The sequence below is a fragment of the Actinocrinis sp. genome, from assembly GCF_035650855.1.
GTDB lineage: Bacteria > Actinomycetota > Actinomycetes > Streptomycetales > Catenulisporaceae > Actinocrinis.
On sequence record NZ_DASRGV010000165.1, the window covers coordinates 1 to 16,701 of the forward strand.

Sequence of the window (16,701 nt, forward strand, 5' to 3'; positions counted from 1 at the left end):
CACGACTTCCGCGACCTGGCCATCCGCGCCCGTCTCCAGCGTGGTGGCCCCATCGTGCTGGTCTGGGACAACCTCCGCCTGCATCGCCGAAGTCACCAGGGCGATCAAACACAGGCTCAAGAGCATTCAATAACAGCCGCGCCTGATCGACGGCTGCCTCGCGGGCGCCGGCCTTGTGATGGTCATCCCGATGTCGCGGAGAAGATCACTTACGCAGAATCTTGTCACTGGCGACTCACTTTTTGCCCCCGCCACGAAGATGCCGGAAGGCCAGCCATTGCCCTGAACCTCGCTGTCGGGAGCGTCGACGTTCGGGGATATCGTCAGACCATGAGGATGCCGCGCTGGTTCGGCACTGCGCCGCCGGACGAGGCGCGGCTGCGGCTGCCCGGTGAGGACGGCTGGGCCGCCTTCCTGGAGGCGAAGCTCTCCGAGCTTCAACTGCAGCGGCTCGGCGTGCTTGAGCTTCAGATGGATCACGGCCCGCGCCCTTGGCAGGACCCTGGTTGGCGGGAGACGGTCGACCGTCACCGGCACGATCTGCGGACGGTCGCGGCGCTGCAGCAGATGGTTGCCGCTTTGCGTGATGCGGTCCCGATTACCCCGCCTTCTTCGACCGGCGCGCGCCCGACCGATGCCCGGCCGCTGCTCGTGTGCGAAGCCAACACGGTGACCGCGGTCAACGCTCTGTGGGCCGCGGCGCGCTTCTCTGCTGACCCGGACCGCACGGCCGAGACGACCGGCGCGATCCTGTGCAGAGTGCTGACGGAGCCCTGGTCCGTTGACTCGCCGCTGCTGCGCAACGCCTGTATCAACGTTCTCGGCGAGCTGGCCACTCCGCGGGCCGTCGACGAGCTCATGAGTGCCGCCCGGCTGGCCCCGGCCAAGCGGCTGAAGGCACAGATCCTGCTTATGCTGGACCGCATCTCGTCGGCCGGCGCGCCGGAAGCCGACCGCATCGCCGAACTGCGCGTGCCGCGGCACGGCCTGGATCAGGACGCGAAGGTATCCGTCGCTACCCGCGACCGCTCCGCCACGCTGGAACTCCTGCCATCGGGCCACGTACACGTCGCAGAGATCGTGGACGCCGGCTCGCCGGGCGACGACCACGCGCGGCACGCGGTGGAAAAGCGCGTCCGGGACATCGAATCGACATATGCCAGGGAACTGAGTCGTATCGAGGATCTGCTGGCCACCCAGCGCACGTGGCCGCTGGCGGACTGGAGCAGGCTCTATCTGGAACACCCGATCACCCGGGCGGTGGCCTGTCGGCTGGTCTGGCGGCTGTATCCGGCCGACGGCAGCGCGTACGAGGTCATCCCGGCGCTCGGCGGCGGGCTCCTGGCCGTGGACGGCCATAGTATGAGCGCGGCGACTCCGACATATGCGACTGTGACCTCTGCGATGGTCGGCGGAACAGAGGCCATGGTAGAGCTCTGGCATCCGGGCGCCGCCTCTGTCGCGTCGCTGGCCAGATGGCGCGCGTACCTGCCGAGTCTCCAGTACGGCCAGCCGTTTCCGCAGATCGCCCGATGGCACACCAAGCGGCCGCCGGAGCATGACAGCTTGTTCGTGACCGACTACACCGGCTGGGAGACGGACTACGCGGATTTCACGGCGACGGCTCGGGCCGAGCGCTGGCAATGGCGGCCCACTGCTTCGAACGCCCGGCCCCGCCCCGACGCCGACGACGTGCCCGGCGCGCTGTGCTTGCGTGAATACGCTGAAGCCCAGCTGACCTGCGCACTCGAAGTCACACTCGACGGCGAGACGGTTCGCTGCGGCCGTGCCCGATTCCATCGCCGACGCGACCGCCAGCGTCAACCGGTGCCGCTCGGCGCGGTGCCCTACCGCGTATACAGCGAGGCTGTACGGTGCATCGCGCTGCTGGCCGGCGCCGAACTCGCCGAGGACGCGATCCAGGACGTGCCGCCCGTGACCGACGCCGTGGCGGACCTACCGCCTCGACCACGTCCACCTCGCCGCCGCGATAGTTGATCGGATCGAGCCGGACCGGGCCGCAATCGAGCGTCAGACAACCCACTGATTCAACGGCCCGATCACGAATCGTCCGACCGCCGCGAAACACAGCACCGGCCAGCCGAGCAGCAAAGCGAACCCGAGCATGGTCTTGAGGACGAATATCCAAGCCGGCTGCCGGTTCATTCCAAGCCGCTCCAACGCCGCCCGCGAGATACGAGCGTCGGGGGCGACGCGTCCGCCTGCCCGGTCCTTGAACGCGGCATAAAGCGCTTCGTCCACCCCGCGGAGGGCGGACGATCGGCAGTCGATGCACAGATGCACGCCGTGTCTGTCGGTGAGGATCAAAAGATCGGGGCTAGGCCGGGGCCGACCTAAGAGCGTGATGTAACGCACCGTCCTGAGTTCGGCCAGATCCATCGTGCACCGCCCGGTCCACGTCCGCGCCTCCAGCCGAGTGCCGTAACGCCCGCTGCGCAGCAGCGGCCTGTGGGTACAGGCGAGAAAATGCGGGGAGAGCAGCACCATCATCGGGCAGAGCATGCACACGAATAGGAACCACTGCCAACGTAGCTCACCGTGCCTGACGAGAAGGGCCGAGCGGGCACGGCGAAGGCCGCCGGTCCGTCCGGGGAAAGCGGACGGCCGGCGGCCCGGTTCGGTGACCGTTGGGGGAAAGCGGTCAGCCGATTTCGAGGGCGGGATCCGCTGCCGCGGCCACCGCGCCCTCCGCCTGGCCGGCGGTCGGAGCGCCCTGCTCGGGCGCGCCGCCGAGGCCGCGGAAGGTGAAGAAGCCGTTGAGCATGCTCAGGCCGAGGAACACCGCAAGGACGATGAACGCCCGGCTCAGGCCGTGCACCAGCGCCGTCTGGTACGGCTGGCCCGCCTCGAGCAGGTGCGAGACGCGGCTGTTGAGCACCGTGACGCTGACCGCGATGCCGAAGCCCGCGCCGATCTGCGTCGACGCGTTGAGCAGCGCCGAGGTCGTGCCCGCGTCCTGCTCAGTGGCCTGAGACGTGCCGACGATCGGGGTCGGGATGAGGCACAGCACCAGGCCGAGGCCGAACAGCGCCGAGAGCGGCAGCATGAAGCGCGCGTAGCCGCCGTGCAGCGGGATGCCGATGGCCAGGGCCACCACCGCCACCAGCACGCCGGTACCGGCCAGGTACATCGTGCGCGGCCCGGTCTTCATGATCAGCTTCGGCGCGAAGCTCGCGAAGACCATGATGCCGATGCTGGTCGGCAGCCAGGCCAGACCGGTCTTGAGCGGGCTGTAACCCTGCACCTCCTGCATGTACAGCGGCAGCATGAAGAACAGCGGCATCATCAGCGCGGCGGTCAGGAACTCGCCGAACCCGCCGGCCAGCACCGCCCGCGAGCGGAACAGCCGCAGCGGAACCAGCGGCGCCTTGCTGCGGGCCTCGACGAACACGAAGGCGACCAGGAGCACCGCGCAGGAGGCGAAGCTGGCCACGGTCGCGGTCGCGGTCCAGCTGTGGATGCTGCTGTTGATGATCCCGTAGACCAGCAGCAGCAGGCCGCCGGTCGCGGTCAGCGCGCCGAGCAGGTCGGTCGACGGGCGCTTGCCGCTCGGCCGCGGGATGTGCACCCAGGCGAAGGTGCCCGCCGCGACGATCACGCCGATCGGCACGTTCAGCCAGAACGCCCAGCGCCAGTCGGCGTCGGCGATCGCGCCGCCCAGCAGTGTGCCCATGCTCGCCCCGACGCCGATGATCGTGCCCCAGACGCCGAAGGCCTTCTTCCGCTCATTGGGGTCTGGGAATACCGTCACCACGATGGACAGCGAGGCCGGAGACAGCGCCGCCGCGGCCAGGCCCTGCACCGCACGAGCCGCCAGCAGTTCGGCCTCGGTGTGCGAGAGGCCGGCCGCGAACGAGGCCGCGGTGAAGACCAGCAGGCCGATCAGGAAGATTTGCTTGCGGCCGATCACGTCCGCCAGCCGCCCGCCGAGCAGCAGCAGACCGCCGAACAGCAGCACGTAGATGTTCATCACCCATTGCAGGCCGGTGGTGGAAAGGCCGATGGCCTCCTTCAGCCGCGGCCCCATCACGTTCACGATCGACCCGTCGATGGCGAGCACGAATTGCGCGAAGGACACGATGACGAGGATCCACCAGCGTCGCGGGTCCGCTGTGCCGGCGCGTGGCACCATGGCAGAGTCAGTAGTCACAGCTACTCCTTTTCGGAAGACCGGCCGGGCGCCGGTCCCGCAGGTTGGGAGCGGTGTCGCCGCACCTCGCGCACGACGCTAGGCGGGGCGGCTTTAGTAGCGCTTAGGTCGCTTGGGGATGATTCGTCTTCCGCAACACGGGTCCCACCGGTGTTCACCAGGCGACGAGCAGGGTGCTGACACCGTGCACGAGGCGTCCGGTCGGGCGGCTTATCTCGGTGGCCGGCGCGGCCAGGCGCAGCGCGGGGAACCGGCGTAGCAGGGAGCTGAGAGCGATCTGGAGTTCCGCGCGGGCGAGACCGGATCCGAGGCAGTAGTGCGCCCCGTGCCCGAAGGTCAGATGCGGATTCGCCCCCCTGTCGGTATCCAGTCTATCGGCGTCAGGGTACTGAGCGCCATCCCTATTCGCGGAGCTGAGAGAGGGTAGGACGGCGCAGCCGGCCGGGATGAGAGTGCCGTCGAGCGGTACGTCCTCGAGGGTGATGCGCAGCAGCGCCTCGTCTCCCGGCGGGTACATCCGCAGCAGCTCCTCGACCGCGCGCTCGATCGTGTCCGGGTGCTGCAGCTCGGCTCGCAGGCCCTCGTGGTCATGCCGGGTGAGCAGCGCGAACACGCTGTTCGAGATCTGGTTCGCGGTGGTCTCGTGGCCCGCTACCAGGAGGCTGATGCCGAGGAAGATCAGCTCCTCCTCGCTCAGCCGGCCCTCGTCCCCGTCGTGCACGGCGACGAGGGCGGAGAGCAGGTCGTCACCGGGGTCGTCACGCTTGCCGGCGACCAGGGCGGCCATGTAGTCGCGCAGCGCGACCTGCGCGGCGAGGATCTCGGCGGCGGGCAGTGCGGTCGTGGAGAGGAACGCCGCCGACCAGCCGGTGAACAGCTTGCGGTCCTCGAACGGGACGCCGAGCAGTTCACAGATCACTGAGATGGGCAGCGGGAAGGAGAGGGCCGCGACGAGGTCCACGGGCGGTTCGGCCCGCTCCATCGCGTCGAGCAGGGCGTCGGTGTGCTCTTGGATGCGCGGGCGCAGCGCGGCGACGCGGCGGGCGGTGAACTCCCGCGAGACGAGCTTGCGCACGCGGGTGTGTTCAGGCGGATCCATGTTCAGCAGGCTCTTGAACTGCTGCGGAGCCGCAGAGATGCGCGGCGCGTCGGGACGCGTGGTGGCCTCGCGGCTGAATCGGGGATCGGACAGCACGGTGCGCACGCCCTCATAACCCGCCACCAGGAAGGCCGGGTCGCCGCTGGGCATGGTGACCTCGGCGACGGGGCAGCGCGACCGCAACTCGGCATATTCGGGGCTGGGGTCGAGAGCGGAGGGGCGGGTGAAGGGGTACGCGAGGGGAGGAAAGGAGGGGAAGGGCGCAGGTGGAGCGGGAGGCGGGGGAGCAGGGGTCAGGTCAAGGGTCTGATGACCCGAGGCGACGGCGGACTGGAGACCGTAGTAGACGCCTGTCATGATGCGCCGCTTCAAGAAGTTACTGCGGTTCACCACGCGATATGCGGTCTTGCGTAGGATCACGCCGAGCGGTCGGGAAATGGCGAAGGCGCGTTCCTGGCGCAGCTGGATGTCGCGGGAGATCTTGACGGAGGGTTCGCGTTCGCGCTGGAAGGTGGCCGTGGCCTCATCAAGCGCAGCGGGCGGGTTCGGGGAGGCGAGGGCGCCGGCGACGAGCGGAGCGAGGGCCACGGCGTCGAGCAGGGCGTGATTGACGCCCTGGCCGAGGATCGGGGTGAGTGTATGTGCCGAGTCGCCGGTCAGGACCAGGCCGGGGATCGACCAGCGGGGCACGACGGTGGTGAAGATGTCGAGCATTGACGTGCCCGACCAGCTCGTGACGTGCTCGCGAACCGCCTCGGACAGCTCGGGCGCCAGTTCGTCGATCCGTTCGTGCAGCGCGCCGATGCCCTGCCGTCGCAGCTCCTTGAGTTCGCCCTTGGGGATGTTGAACCCGATCCGGATCTGGTCCGGCACCGTGGGCATGAAGACGCAGTGACGGCCAGCGAGGAGGCTGACACGGTATGTGTGCGGATCCCACGAGGACGGCAGCGGAATTTTGAACCAGATGAAGTCGCGGTCCAGCGGCAGCTTCTGGTAGGGGATGCCGGCGAGCTCGCGGATCTTGCTGAATCGGCCGTCCGCCGCCACGGTCAGGGCGGCGCGGACCTCGATCGGCCCGTCAGGACCCTGACAGGAGACGCCGACGACGCGGCCGGTCTCGTCGCGCAGCAGCTCGGTCGCGGTGGTCCGGCGCATCAGCGTGAACGAAGGCAGCCGGGAGGCGTCCTCGGCGAGCGCAGTCAGCAGCGGCGGCTGCGGCAGCTCGGTGGGGTAGGGGCAGGGGAAGCCGATGGTCGTGAAGTCGGTCGCGAGCACGATGCTGCCGCCGTCGCGGACCTCCATCCGCCGGGTCGGGAGGGTGTGCTCCTTGACCCGCTCGAAGATGCCGAGCCGTTCGAGGATCCAGACCGAGTCCGGGGAGATCGCCTCACCGCGAAACGAGCGCTCGAAGTGGCCGCTTTGCTCGAGCACGACCACTTCGCAGCCGAGCTTCGCCAGCTCCAGGCCCAGCGTCAGTCCGGCGGGACCGGCCCCGACGACGCAGACCCCCGTGTGAATACGCGTGCTCACTCCCCGCTCCTCTCGCTATATACAGTCCTTGGGCAGAGTGGGTTTAGGGGCTAAAGGGGCACTTGTTCGGTTGGTCCGGCTCGGCGCCGGCCGGCGGGTGTCTCAGCCGTCGAAGGAGCCGACGACCCAGATGCCGGGACGCGCCTCGACGGCTTGCGGAGACCACGGCTCGCGCGGATCGGACCAGTCGACGGCGCGCTCCAGGATCCAGGCCCGGGTGCGGTGCGCGAACTGGATCCAGCGCCGGTCGCCGAGCTGTTCGGCCGCCTCCGCGAACGCCGCGAAGGTCTGCAGCGACTCCTCGGCGCGCCCACACTGCAGTTCGACCACGGCAAGGCCGCGCAGCGCGTCTGCCCGCCCGCGCTCGTCTCCGGCCTGTGCGCACTGCCCGAGCGCGTCCGCGTAGGTCTTCGCCGCCGACCGCGGATCGCCTTCGCTCAGCTGCACGTCTCCGAGGCCGATGACGCAGCGCGCCGCGCCGCCGTAGTCGCGCGCGGCCAGGAACAGCGAGCGCGCGTCCTCGTAGTGCATCGCGGCCTGCCGCACCCGCTGCTGCTGCCAGGCCAGATCGCCGAGCGAGCGCAGGATCGCCGCCTCGGCCAGCGCATTGCGTTCGCGCCGCGCCGCGTCGAGGGCGAGCGAATGCGTCTGCGACCACTCCGGCCAATCCGCCCTCGCGTCGAAGTAACCTGACAGGCACTCGGCCAGCTGCCAGGTCAGCGGCCACAGCCCGGCGGCGTGCGCGCGGCGCACCGCGTCGACGAGCCCCGGCCCCTCCTCCTGGAACCAGTGCACCGGCGTCGCGCCGACCAACTGCGCGACGTTCTCGAAGGAGTCGGATACGACGGTGCCGTACCTTGCCTCATATGGCACGCGGCCCGGAGTGAGCATCGCGTCGGCATGCCTGGCGACGGCGAGACAGGCCGTGCACAGTCGCTCCACGGCCGCGGTGACCGTGATCGGATCGTCCCCGTCGAGCAGTTCCAGGGCAAGCGCTCTCAGCAGCCTGTGATAGCCGTAGCGCAGCGGGTATTCGCGTGCTGACTGCCGCACCTCCAGCAGATACGACTGCAAGAGCTGGTCGACGACGCGCTCCGTGCGCGGCAGCGTGTCGTTGAGCAGCGCGGCCGCGCCCCACAGCGCGAAGCTGGGCAGCGGGGCGAGCGCCAGCAGCCGGAACGCCCACTGGTGCGCGGGATCTGCCTCGCGGTAACCGACGAGCAGGCTGGCGCGCACGTCGAGATCGCCGGCCACCAGCTCGGCGAGCCCGGCGCCCTCGCCGTCGAGGCGCTGCGCGAGCGCCGCCGCGGTCCAGTGCGGACGCGCCGCGAGTCCGGCCCCTGCGACGCGCAGGCCGAGCGGCAGGTAGCCGCAGAGCCGCGCGATCTCCAGCGCCGACTCCGGGTCGTCGGTGATGCGCGAGCCGGCGATCTCCTCGAGCAGCTGCTGTGCTTCTTTCGGCTTGAGCACGTCGAGCACGAGGTGCCGCGCCCCGTCGAGCCCGGCGAGGGTACGGCGCGTCGTCATCAGCACGAACACGCCGGGGACCGCGGCGAGCAGAGGCCTGACTTGCTCCTCCGAGGCGACGTCGTCCAGGATCAGCAGCATCCTGCGACCCCGAGTGAGGCGCTGGAGCCGGTCGGCCGGCGGTTCGCTGCCGGAGCCGGCCGTGGAGGTCGGCGCGGCCGCGTCACCTTCGGCGCTCGGGGCCTGCTCCAAGCGGTGCAGCACCTGCGCGATCACCTCGTCGGGCTCCAGCGCCATGCCCTGCGGCCCGCGCAGCTGGAGGAAGACCCGGCCGTGCGGGAAGACGTCGGCCGCGCGGCGGGCCAGCTCGACGGCGAGGGTGGTCTTGCCGACCCCGGCCCGGCCGCCGAGCACCAGGATCGGCGCGGCGGCCCGGCCGGTGCGGTCCGGGAAGGCCCGCAGCGCGGCCGCGATCGACTCCTCGCGGCCGACGAAGTCCGGCAGCGACGGCGGCAGCCACACCACCGGCGCGATTGAGGGGGCTGCGACGGCGGCCGGCTCGCGCCACAGCAGATTCGGATCGCTGCGCAGCACCCGCTCGTGCAGATGCCGCAGCCCGGGACCCGGCTCGATGCCCAGCTCGTCGACGAGCGAACGGCGGATGCGCGCGAAGGTCTTGAGCGCGTCCGACTGCCGGTCGGAGCGGAACAGCGCCACCATCAGGTGCGCGTGCAGCGTCTCACGCAGCGGATGCTCGCTGGTCAGCGCCATCAGCTCGCCGGTCAGCTCCTTGTGCCTGCCCAGCCGCAGATCGGCGGTGAGGCGCTGTTCGAGTGCTGTCATACGCAGCTCTTCGAGGCGCACGGCGGCGGCCGAGAGCGTATAGCCGTGCGGAATGCCGGACAGCGCCACGCCGCTCCACAGCCCGAGCGCCTCTTGCAGCAGGCTGGACGCGGTGGCGAAGTCGCCGCGCTCGTACGCGGCCTTGCCGGCGCGGTGTAAGGCCTCGAACCTGGTCAGGTCGAGGTCGTCCTGCGCGACCTGAAGGCAGTAGCCAGGCGGCAGGGTGAGCAACTGGCGCCCGTGTGCCCCCGCCGCGGGGTCCCCCTCCAACAGGATGCGGCGCAATTGGGAGATGTAGACCTGGAGCGTGGTGCCCGCCGTGCGCGGCGGAGAGTTGTCCCACAGCTCGTCGATCAGGCTCTCGGTGGACACGGTCTCGTTCGCCCGCACCAGAAGCACCGCCAGCACCACCCGCACTTTCGCGGCGGTCGGCGTCCTCGGTGCCACGGTGACCGGTCCCAGGACGCGGAACCTCACGTTGGTGCCCTCCCTTCCGGGCCTTTCCCCGTTAGTAGTCCTGCAGCACCGTGACCCCCACCGTCGCGATCTCGCGGGAACCTTGCGCGAAGGTCAGCGTGACCGGGAAGGCGGGGTGGCCGCCGGGCCCTCGTCCGAGCGGGCCGGCGGCGACGGTGCAGTGGAGCGGAAGATCGATCTCTGCGAAACCGCGGAATCGCGCGTTCCACTCCGTCAAAACGCAGGTCGCGGCGGAGAAGCCGTGCAGCTCCCCGGCGGCCAGGAAAGCCGCCTGCCGCGACGCCTCGAGCAGCACCACCGACGGAACATGGTCGGTGGCGTTCGCGGTGAAGACCGGATGCGCGGCGTCCGGGACGACCTGCACGCGCAGCGTCCCGTCGTCCAGCGCCTTCGGCAGTCCGATGACCACGTTGTGCGGGTCGGCGCGGCCGACCGCCTCCGGCCGCGGCCGCGCGTGGTCGTGGCCATGACCGTCGCTGAACACGCCGAACTTCTCGGTGCGGCTCGCGGCCCGTCCGCGCGCCCGGTGGTTCTGGTACACCTTCGGCATCAGGAAGACGGTGCGCGCCTTCGCGGTGCCGCAGCGCATGCCGTCGATCGCCAGTTCGGCCTCGCAGCGCAGTCCGCGCGGCACGCCGTTGACCACGTCGACCGGGTGCAGCGCCATGTCGACCGCGATGTGCGCGGTGTGCCCGTTGCGCCGCCACGCCTCAAGGCCGGTGATGCCGACCTCGCTGGAGGCGAGCACGACAGGACGCTGCGACGGCACCCGGAAGTACTGGTGTGCGACGAAGAGCACTGACTGGCGCATCGCCTCGAGCGCGAAGTTCGGGTCGTGGAACGCCCCGGGCCCGTCGTTGAACAGCGGGTGCGCGTCGGGCAGCGCGGCGGAAAGGGTGAAGTCCTGCGGCACCGGCGCGACTGTCCCTAGCATCAGGCCCTCGGCGGTGCTCGGACGGTGCAGCAGGTGGTGGGCCAGGCCGTGGCCGGTGACGGTCGTCGCCGCGCTCGTGCCCGCGCCCAGGTTCACGTCCACATCCACATGCGCTACATCTACATCCACATTTACATCCACATCCACGTCTGCGTTCACGCTCGCACCGGCGGACGTCTCGGGCGACAGCGCGGGCGCCGGCGCGACCGTGGCGATGCCGCCGCCGGTGCCCGGCGCGGAATCGGCGTCAGTCCACTGCCTCGCGGGAATGTCGGTCGACACGTCGTCTCCTTCGCTGCGCGGACCCCCGTGATCAGTGCGGCCGGTGGGTCCGAAGGGTCTGGCGATCCGATACTCTCAGCGCCCTGTCAAGTGCCGACCAAGCCGCGGCCAAGCGGGCCGCCGGCCGGGCCCCCGGCGGGATTCGCGGGCCGGGGGCTCGGGAATGCCCGATCGCGTCAACCGCCCGCCGCCGCCCGGAAGGAACCGCCCATGGCCCCGCTCAAGGCGTTCAACCTGCTCGTTCTGCTCATGATCGAACTCGCCGTGCTCGCCGCGGCGGTCGCGTTCGGCTGGCACCTGCATGTGCCGGTCGCCGCGCGGCTCGCGGTCGGCGTCCTGCTCGCCCTGCTGTTCGCGCTCGCCTGGGGCCTGGCCGCGGCGCCGCGGGCCAAGAACCGGCTCACCGGGCTGCGGCTGGCCGGCTTCGAAGTGCTCTGGTTCGCCGCGGGCGCCGCGCTGCTGCTCGCCGCGGGGCATCCGGGGTGGGCTACGGCGCTGGCCGTGGCGACGCTGGGCTCCAAGAGCCTCGCCGTGGCCTGGGGCCAGTAAGGGCTCTGCGGGCAATTGTGTAAGGGGTCTGCGAGACAAATCCCTGAGCCGCCGCGAGCTGGGCCGGCTCGCGGCCCGGCAGCCTGATCCGCTGCGTCGCGCCCGGTTTAGCCGTGCGCAAGAGGGCGTTCCTAGCTTGGGTCCATCGGTAGATCGCCGCCGCCGTCTGCACCGGCCCGCGGGGTGCGGGGCAGGTGGACTCCAGTAAGGACCTGATCCCTGTGAGAATCATCGGCCTGAGCGAGGTGCTGCCGGGGGCGCCGGTCACGAACCGGGACCTCGCGGAGCGCTTCGGACTGCACGAGAAGTGGCTGGACCGGATGACCGGAAACCGGCACCGGTTCTTCTGCGACCCCGCGAGCGCTGACGGCACCCCGAAGAACACCGGCGACCTGGCCACCGAGGCGGCCAGGCGCGCGCTGGCCGCGGCCGGAGTGCCGGCCGAGTCGCTGGACTTCCTGATCCTGACCACCGGGTCGCCGGACCTGCTGATGCCCGCGACCGTCAACGTGGTCGCCGACCGCCTCGGCATCAACGACCTGCCGACCTTCCAGCTGACCTCCGGCTGCGCCGGCGCGCTGCAGGGCCTTTACACCGCGCGGGCACTGCTGGCCGGCGGCCTGAGCCGCGGCCTGGTGATCGGCGCGGACAGCGTGATCAAGCTGTGGCCCGCCGACTACGACGTCAAGCGGGTCAACCCGGCCGAGCTGGCGAACTTCGCGCTGTTCGGCGACGGCGCCGGGGCCGCCGTGGTCGACGCCGACGACGACGGCCCCGGCCTGCTCGTGGACCACGTGCTGCTGCGGACCGTCGGGCGCGGGCTCAAGCCGGCCCAGGTCGTGCACTGGTACGGCGCCGACGGCGCGCCGACCGTCACCGGGGCCGACGGCAAGGCCGCCCGCGAGCCGATGGGCCAGGAGGACTACAAGGCCATCGAGCAGCGGGTTCCGGAGCTGTCCGCGCAGGTTCTCAAGGAGCTGGAGGAGGCCACCGGCTGGAACGTCGGTGACGTCGACCACGTACTTACCCCGCAGCTGAACGGCGCGATGGCGGAGAAGATCCGCGAGGGGCTCGGCGTGCGCGAGGAGCAGGCCGTCTCGTGCGTCGCGGAGACCGGGAACAACGGCAACGCGCTGCCCTTCATCCAGCTGTACCGGGCCGCGCAGGGGCTCAAGACCCGTGGCGCGCGATCGGCGCGGGTGCTCGGGATCACGATCGAGTCCTCGAAGTGGATCATCGCCGGACTGGCGCTGCGCTACCTCGCGGGGGAGGGCGTGGGATGAGCGTCGAGGTGAGTCAGGCCCCGCAGACTGCGGCCAGGAGCATCAGCCCGCTGAGCGAATTGCGAGCGCTCAAGCGGGAAGGGCTGGCGGGCAGGCACGCCCAGGTACGGCAGCTGCTCGACGCATTGATCGCGGCCGGCGACCCGCTGGACATCGAGGCGGCCGGGATGATGCTCGGCGGCGCGGCGCAACGCGAGCAGTTGGCGGCCGAAGGCGCGTTCCTGGTCCAGAACATCGCGCTGCTGGGCAGTTCGACCCTTGACTCGCTGCCGCACCAGCTGACCGCCGCGCTGGTGGCCGGCGGCATCCTGCCGCAGGTCCGCGCGGCCGGATTCAACCAGTGGCAGTTCGAGATCCGGGCCGGCGCGCCCAACCTCGCCGACCTCGCGCCCGGCGTCAGCGCCCTGCTGCTCGACGACGGGGCCGTGTACGAGGAAGTCGCCAATCCGCTGGATCTCGACGAGGTCGAAGCGCGGTGCGCCGCTTTCCCGGCGCGGCTCGGCGAGTGGGCCGACGCCGCCCGGCAGGTGCTCGGCGGCCTGATCGTGCTGACCACGGTCCCGCTGAGCCCGCTGCGCCGCGACAGCGTCATCGACTACGGCCGTAAGGCACGGCTGGAAGCCGCCTGGGATGCGATGAACGCGGGAATCCTGCGGCTGGCAGCGCAGAAGCAGGGTGTGGTCGTGCTTTCCGCCGCCGCGATCCAAGGCCGAGTCGCCGGCGCGTTCGCCACCGACCGGATGCGGCACGTCGCAGGGCACATATTCAGCGCGGAGTTCCAGCGCGAGTACGCCGCCGAGCTGGCACGCGTGGTGCGCGCCGGGCTCGGCCGCGCGGCCAAGTGCCTCGTCTTCGACCTCGACAACACCCTGTGGGGCGGGATCGTCGGCGACGACGGCGCGGCCGCGCTGAAGATCGGCGGTGCGTACCCCGGCTCAGCGCACCTGGAGCTGCAGAAGTACGGACGCGACCTGGCCGCGCAGGGCGTGATGCTCGCGATCGCCTCCAAGAACGACGAGGACGTCGCGCAGGACGCGATCGCCAACCACCCGGAGATGCTGCTGCGCCCGGATTCCTTCGTTGCGGTCCGGGCTGACTGGGAGCCGAAGCCGGGCAATGTCAGGCAGCTGGCTTCGGCGCTGAACATCGGCATCGACTCAATGGTCTTCGTCGATGACAACCCGATCGAGCGCGGGCTCATGCGCGAGCTGCTGCCGCAGGTCACCACCGTCGAACTGCCGAACGATCCGGCCGGCTACGCCGCGATCGTCGCCCGCCGCGGCGATTTCAACCTGCTGACTCTCACTGACGAGGACCTGAAACGCACCGAGATGTACCGCGCGCAGGTGCAGCGGGAGGAGCTGCAGAGCGGTTCCGGGAGTCTGGAGGAGTACCTGCTCGGGCTCGGCTCCCAGCTGACCGTCGAGCGGCTCGGCGAATTCAACGCGGCGCGGATCGTCCAGCTTTTCGGCAAGACCAACCAGTTCAACCTGACCGGCATCCGCTACACCGAGGAGGAGGTGCGGCGGCGCTCGGAGAGCGGCGAGGCGGCGTTCTTCGGCGGCCGGCTCAAGGACCGCTTCGGTGACAACGGCCTGATCGCCGCCTGGTCGCTGACCCGCGACGCCGACGGCGACGGTGACCGCGGCGGAGCGTGGCGGATCGAGAACTTCGTGATGAGCTGCCGGGTCTTCTCCCGCAACGTCGAGGACGCGGTCGTCGGGCTGATCCTGCGCGCGGCCGCGGCCGCCGGGGCCGGCGAGGTGCGCGCCTCCTTCATTCCCACGGCGAAGAACGCGAAGTTCGCCGGGTTCTACCCCGCGCTCGGCTTCGAACGGGTCGAGGCGGCGGGCGAAGCAGTGGACGAACACGCAGACGGGCAGGGGCCGGCGCAGCTGCGACACACCCTGCGAGACCTCGCCGAGCTGCCCAGCTGGATCGGCGTCACCCGGGAAGAGGAGATCAACAATGCCTTCTGAGACTGTGCCTTCTGAGACTGTGCCTTCTCAGAGCGTGCCCTCCGCGACGGCGAGTGCCGAGGCGCTGGTACGGGACGTCGTCGGCCAGCTGCTCGACGTGGAGCCCGCCGCGCTGACCACCGAGCGGCGCTTCGCCGAGATCGAGGGCTGGGACTCCGTCAACGCCCTGCGCATCCTGGTCTACCTGGAGCGCGAAGCCGGCGGCTCGATCGACTTCGAGCGCTTCACCAAGGCCGAGACGCTCGGCGAGCTGGCGGCGGTCGTGCGCGACGCACAGGCGGCTTCCGCATGAGCGCCAGCACGCGCACTACCACGACCACGACCACGCCTACGCCCACGAGCGTGGCCGCATTCCCGGCAGCACGTAAGGGAACGTATACGTTCCTGAAAGACGCTCGCGGCACCGCTCACGTGTACCTGATGGCCGACGTCGACGCGACCCGGATCAAGCAGGCGCGCAAGGACGCCGGTTCGAAGGTCAGCTTCGTCAGCTACGTGGTCAAGGCCGCGGCCCAGGTGATCGCGAACAGCCCCGAGGCGCGCGGCGTGCTGCGGCCCGGCCTGCGGCTCAAGGTCGCGACGGTCGGCGACGTGCACGCGAAGGTGCTGTTCGACAAGCGCACCGCCGACGGCCAGCGCTGCGTCGTGTCAGGGACCGTATTCCGGGCCGAGCACGCCGACGTGGCCGAGATCCAGCAGGTCATCGACACGTACAAGAACGCCGATCTGGAGGACCCGAACGGTCCCTGGGCGCAGCTGGCAAAGGTGCAGCGGCTGCCCCTGCCGTTAGCCCGCCTCGCCTACCGCGCGGTCACCCGCAAGCCGGAGCGGCGCACCGCGCTGCAGGGAGTGTTCTCGGTGACCTCAGTCGGCCAGGAGCCGGTGCGCGCGATCTTCCCGATGATCAACGGCGCGCTCGGCTTCGGCGTCGGGCGGATCGTGGACACCCCGGTGGTGCGCGGCGGCCAGATCGCGGTCGCGCCGCTGTTCACGCTGTCACTCGCCTTCGACCACCGGCTGCTGGACGGCGCGCAGGCCGCCGAACTGCTGGCCGCCACGAAGGCCGCACTGGAGAACTGGGGAACCGAATGAGCGCCCTGAGCAGCAACACCCTTCCGGACGAGACCGAGGTCCTGGTCGTCGGCGGCGGCCCGGCCGGGGCGCTGCTCGGCTGCCTGCTAGCGCGCCGCGGCGTCGACGTGGTCGTGGTCGAGAAGCAGGCCGACCTAGAGCGCGAGTTCCGCGGCGAGTCGCTGGCCGGCCCGTCCGTGGTCACGCTCGGCAAGCTCGGCTTCGGCCCGGCGCTGCGCGAGCACGGCTTCCTGGAGACCTCGGGTATCAACATGCGGATGGAAGGGCGCACGGTCTTCCAGATCGACTACCGCCGCTTCCCGCTCGGCGCGCTGCCGATCGACATTCCGCAGCCGGCCCTGATCGGCAAGTTCCACGCCGCGGCGGCCAACTTCCCGAACCACGCCTACGTACCCGGCACCGCCTTCAGCTCCCTGATCGAGGAGAACGGCGAGGTGCGCGGCGCGGTGCTCAAGCGGAAGGACGGCAGCCGCGCGCAAATCAGGGCTCGACTGGTGGTCGGCGCGGACGGCCGGTTCTCCAAGGTGCGCAAGGCCGCGAACCTCGCCGCCGACATCCAACCGATGGAGCGCGACTTCCTCTCCTTCAAGCTGCCGCGGCCTGCGCACTGGGGTGACGCCGCCGAACTGGTCGCGGTCGCCGACAAGCACGTGCTGGTGGTGCCCACCTTCCCCGACTTCCTGCGGATCGGCCACAACCTGCCCAAGCGCGGCCTCGGCGACCTACGCGCCCAAGGCTTCGAGGCCTTCCGCGAAGGTATCGCGGCCATCGACCCCCGGCTGGGCCCGCTGATGCGCGAGCACCTGAACTCCTGGGACGACACCAGCTTCCTGGAGATCTTCACCGCGCAGGTGCCGCAGTGGTCGCGTGACGGCCTCGTACTCATCGGCGACGCCTCGCACACCTGCACGCCGATCCTCGGCCAGGGCGTGAACCTCGCGATCCAGGACGTGGTGTGCGTGACGCCGGTGATCGCACAGGCCCTCGCGGACACC

General features: G+C 70.4%; 12 protein-coding genes. 7 read left to right on the forward strand and 5 right to left on the reverse strand.

Translation table 11 applies throughout. From position 1 onward, the window contains the following. Positions 1-1,998, forward strand: a 1,998-nt coding sequence (locus tag VFB40_RS12280; protein WP_324850066.1) for a DUF4132 domain-containing protein, incomplete at its 5' end; no start/stop codon positions are given. A 33-nt stretch (positions 1,999-2,031) separates the two neighbouring features. Here VFB40_RS12280 and VFB40_RS12285 read toward each other — a convergent pair. From VFB40_RS12285 to VFB40_RS12305, 5 genes are all read right to left on the reverse strand, one after another. Further along, positions 2,032-2,511, reverse strand: a complete 480-nt coding sequence (locus VFB40_RS12285) for a hypothetical protein (RefSeq protein WP_324850068.1) — start codon at positions 2,509-2,511, stop codon at positions 2,032-2,034. A 151-nt stretch (positions 2,512-2,662) separates the two neighbouring features. Then, a complete protein-coding gene (locus VFB40_RS12290) occupies positions 2,663-4,171 on the reverse strand; it encodes an MFS transporter (protein WP_324850070.1) in 1,509 nt (502 codons plus the stop codon). Positions 4,172-4,325: 154 nt separating this feature from the next. After that, positions 4,326-6,800: a cytochrome P450 gene (locus tag VFB40_RS12295; RefSeq protein ID WP_324850072.1), complete on the reverse strand. Its 2,475-nt coding sequence runs from the start codon at positions 6,798-6,800 to the stop codon at positions 4,326-4,328. A gap of 102 nt (positions 6,801-6,902) precedes the next feature. Next, positions 6,903-9,587 (reverse strand): AfsR/SARP family transcriptional regulator, encoded by a 2,685-nt coding sequence (locus tag VFB40_RS12300; RefSeq protein ID WP_324850075.1) that lies wholly within the window; start codon positions 9,585-9,587, stop codon positions 6,903-6,905. A 31-nt stretch (positions 9,588-9,618) separates the two neighbouring features. After that, a complete protein-coding gene (locus tag VFB40_RS12305) occupies positions 9,619-10,803 on the reverse strand; it encodes an AfsA-related hotdog domain-containing protein (RefSeq protein ID WP_324850077.1) in 1,185 nt (394 codons plus the stop codon). Positions 10,804-11,013: 210 nt separating this feature from the next. Between VFB40_RS12305 and VFB40_RS12310 the strand changes: the two genes are divergently transcribed. From VFB40_RS12310 to VFB40_RS12335, 6 genes are all read left to right on the forward strand, one after another. Further along, entirely contained in the window at positions 11,014-11,352 is a 339-nt protein-coding gene (locus tag VFB40_RS12310) for a DUF2568 domain-containing protein (protein WP_324850079.1), read from the forward strand. 221 nt (positions 11,353-11,573) lie between these two features. Then, positions 11,574-12,635, forward strand: coding sequence for a 3-oxoacyl-ACP synthase III family protein (locus VFB40_RS12315; RefSeq protein WP_324850081.1), 1,062 nt, complete (start codon positions 11,574-11,576; stop codon positions 12,633-12,635). After that, a complete protein-coding gene (locus VFB40_RS12320) occupies positions 12,632-14,614 on the forward strand; it encodes an HAD-IIIC family phosphatase (RefSeq protein ID WP_324850083.1) in 1,983 nt (660 codons plus the stop codon). The genes VFB40_RS12315 and VFB40_RS12320 overlap by 4 nt, the downstream gene beginning before the upstream one ends. Then, the gene (locus VFB40_RS12325) at positions 14,604-14,906 is read left to right on the forward strand and encodes an acyl carrier protein (protein WP_324850085.1); all 303 of its coding nucleotides are present in this window, start codon (positions 14,604-14,606) and stop codon (positions 14,904-14,906) included. The genes VFB40_RS12320 and VFB40_RS12325 overlap by 11 nt, the downstream gene beginning before the upstream one ends. Next, complete coding sequence (locus VFB40_RS12330) at positions 14,903-15,706, forward strand: 2-oxo acid dehydrogenase subunit E2 (RefSeq protein WP_324850087.1); 804 nt, start codon at positions 14,903-14,905, stop codon at positions 15,704-15,706. The genes VFB40_RS12325 and VFB40_RS12330 overlap by 4 nt, the downstream gene beginning before the upstream one ends. Next, positions 15,703-16,701, forward strand: a 999-nt coding sequence (locus VFB40_RS12335) for an FAD-dependent monooxygenase (RefSeq protein WP_324850089.1), incomplete at its 3' end; no start/stop codon positions are given. The genes VFB40_RS12330 and VFB40_RS12335, both read left to right, overlap by 4 nt.

Bases quoted from the DNA above. Each gene is read 5' to 3' on its own strand.
- VFB40_RS12320 (WP_324850083.1), top strand. From the start codon at position 12,632: ATGAGCGTCGAGGTGAGTCAGGCCCCGCAGACTGCGGCCAGGAGCATC.
- VFB40_RS12285 (WP_324850068.1), bottom strand. From the start codon at position 2,511: ATGATGGTGCTGCTCTCCCCGCATTTTCTCGCCTGTACCCACAGGCCG.
- VFB40_RS12330 (WP_324850087.1), top strand. From the start codon at position 14,903: ATGAGCGCCAGCACGCGCACTACCACGACCACGACCACGCCTACGCCC.
- VFB40_RS12325 (WP_324850085.1), top strand. From the start codon at position 14,604: ATGCCTTCTGAGACTGTGCCTTCTGAGACTGTGCCTTCTCAGAGCGTG.
- VFB40_RS12310 (WP_324850079.1), top strand. From the start codon at position 11,014: ATGGCCCCGCTCAAGGCGTTCAACCTGCTCGTTCTGCTCATGATCGAA.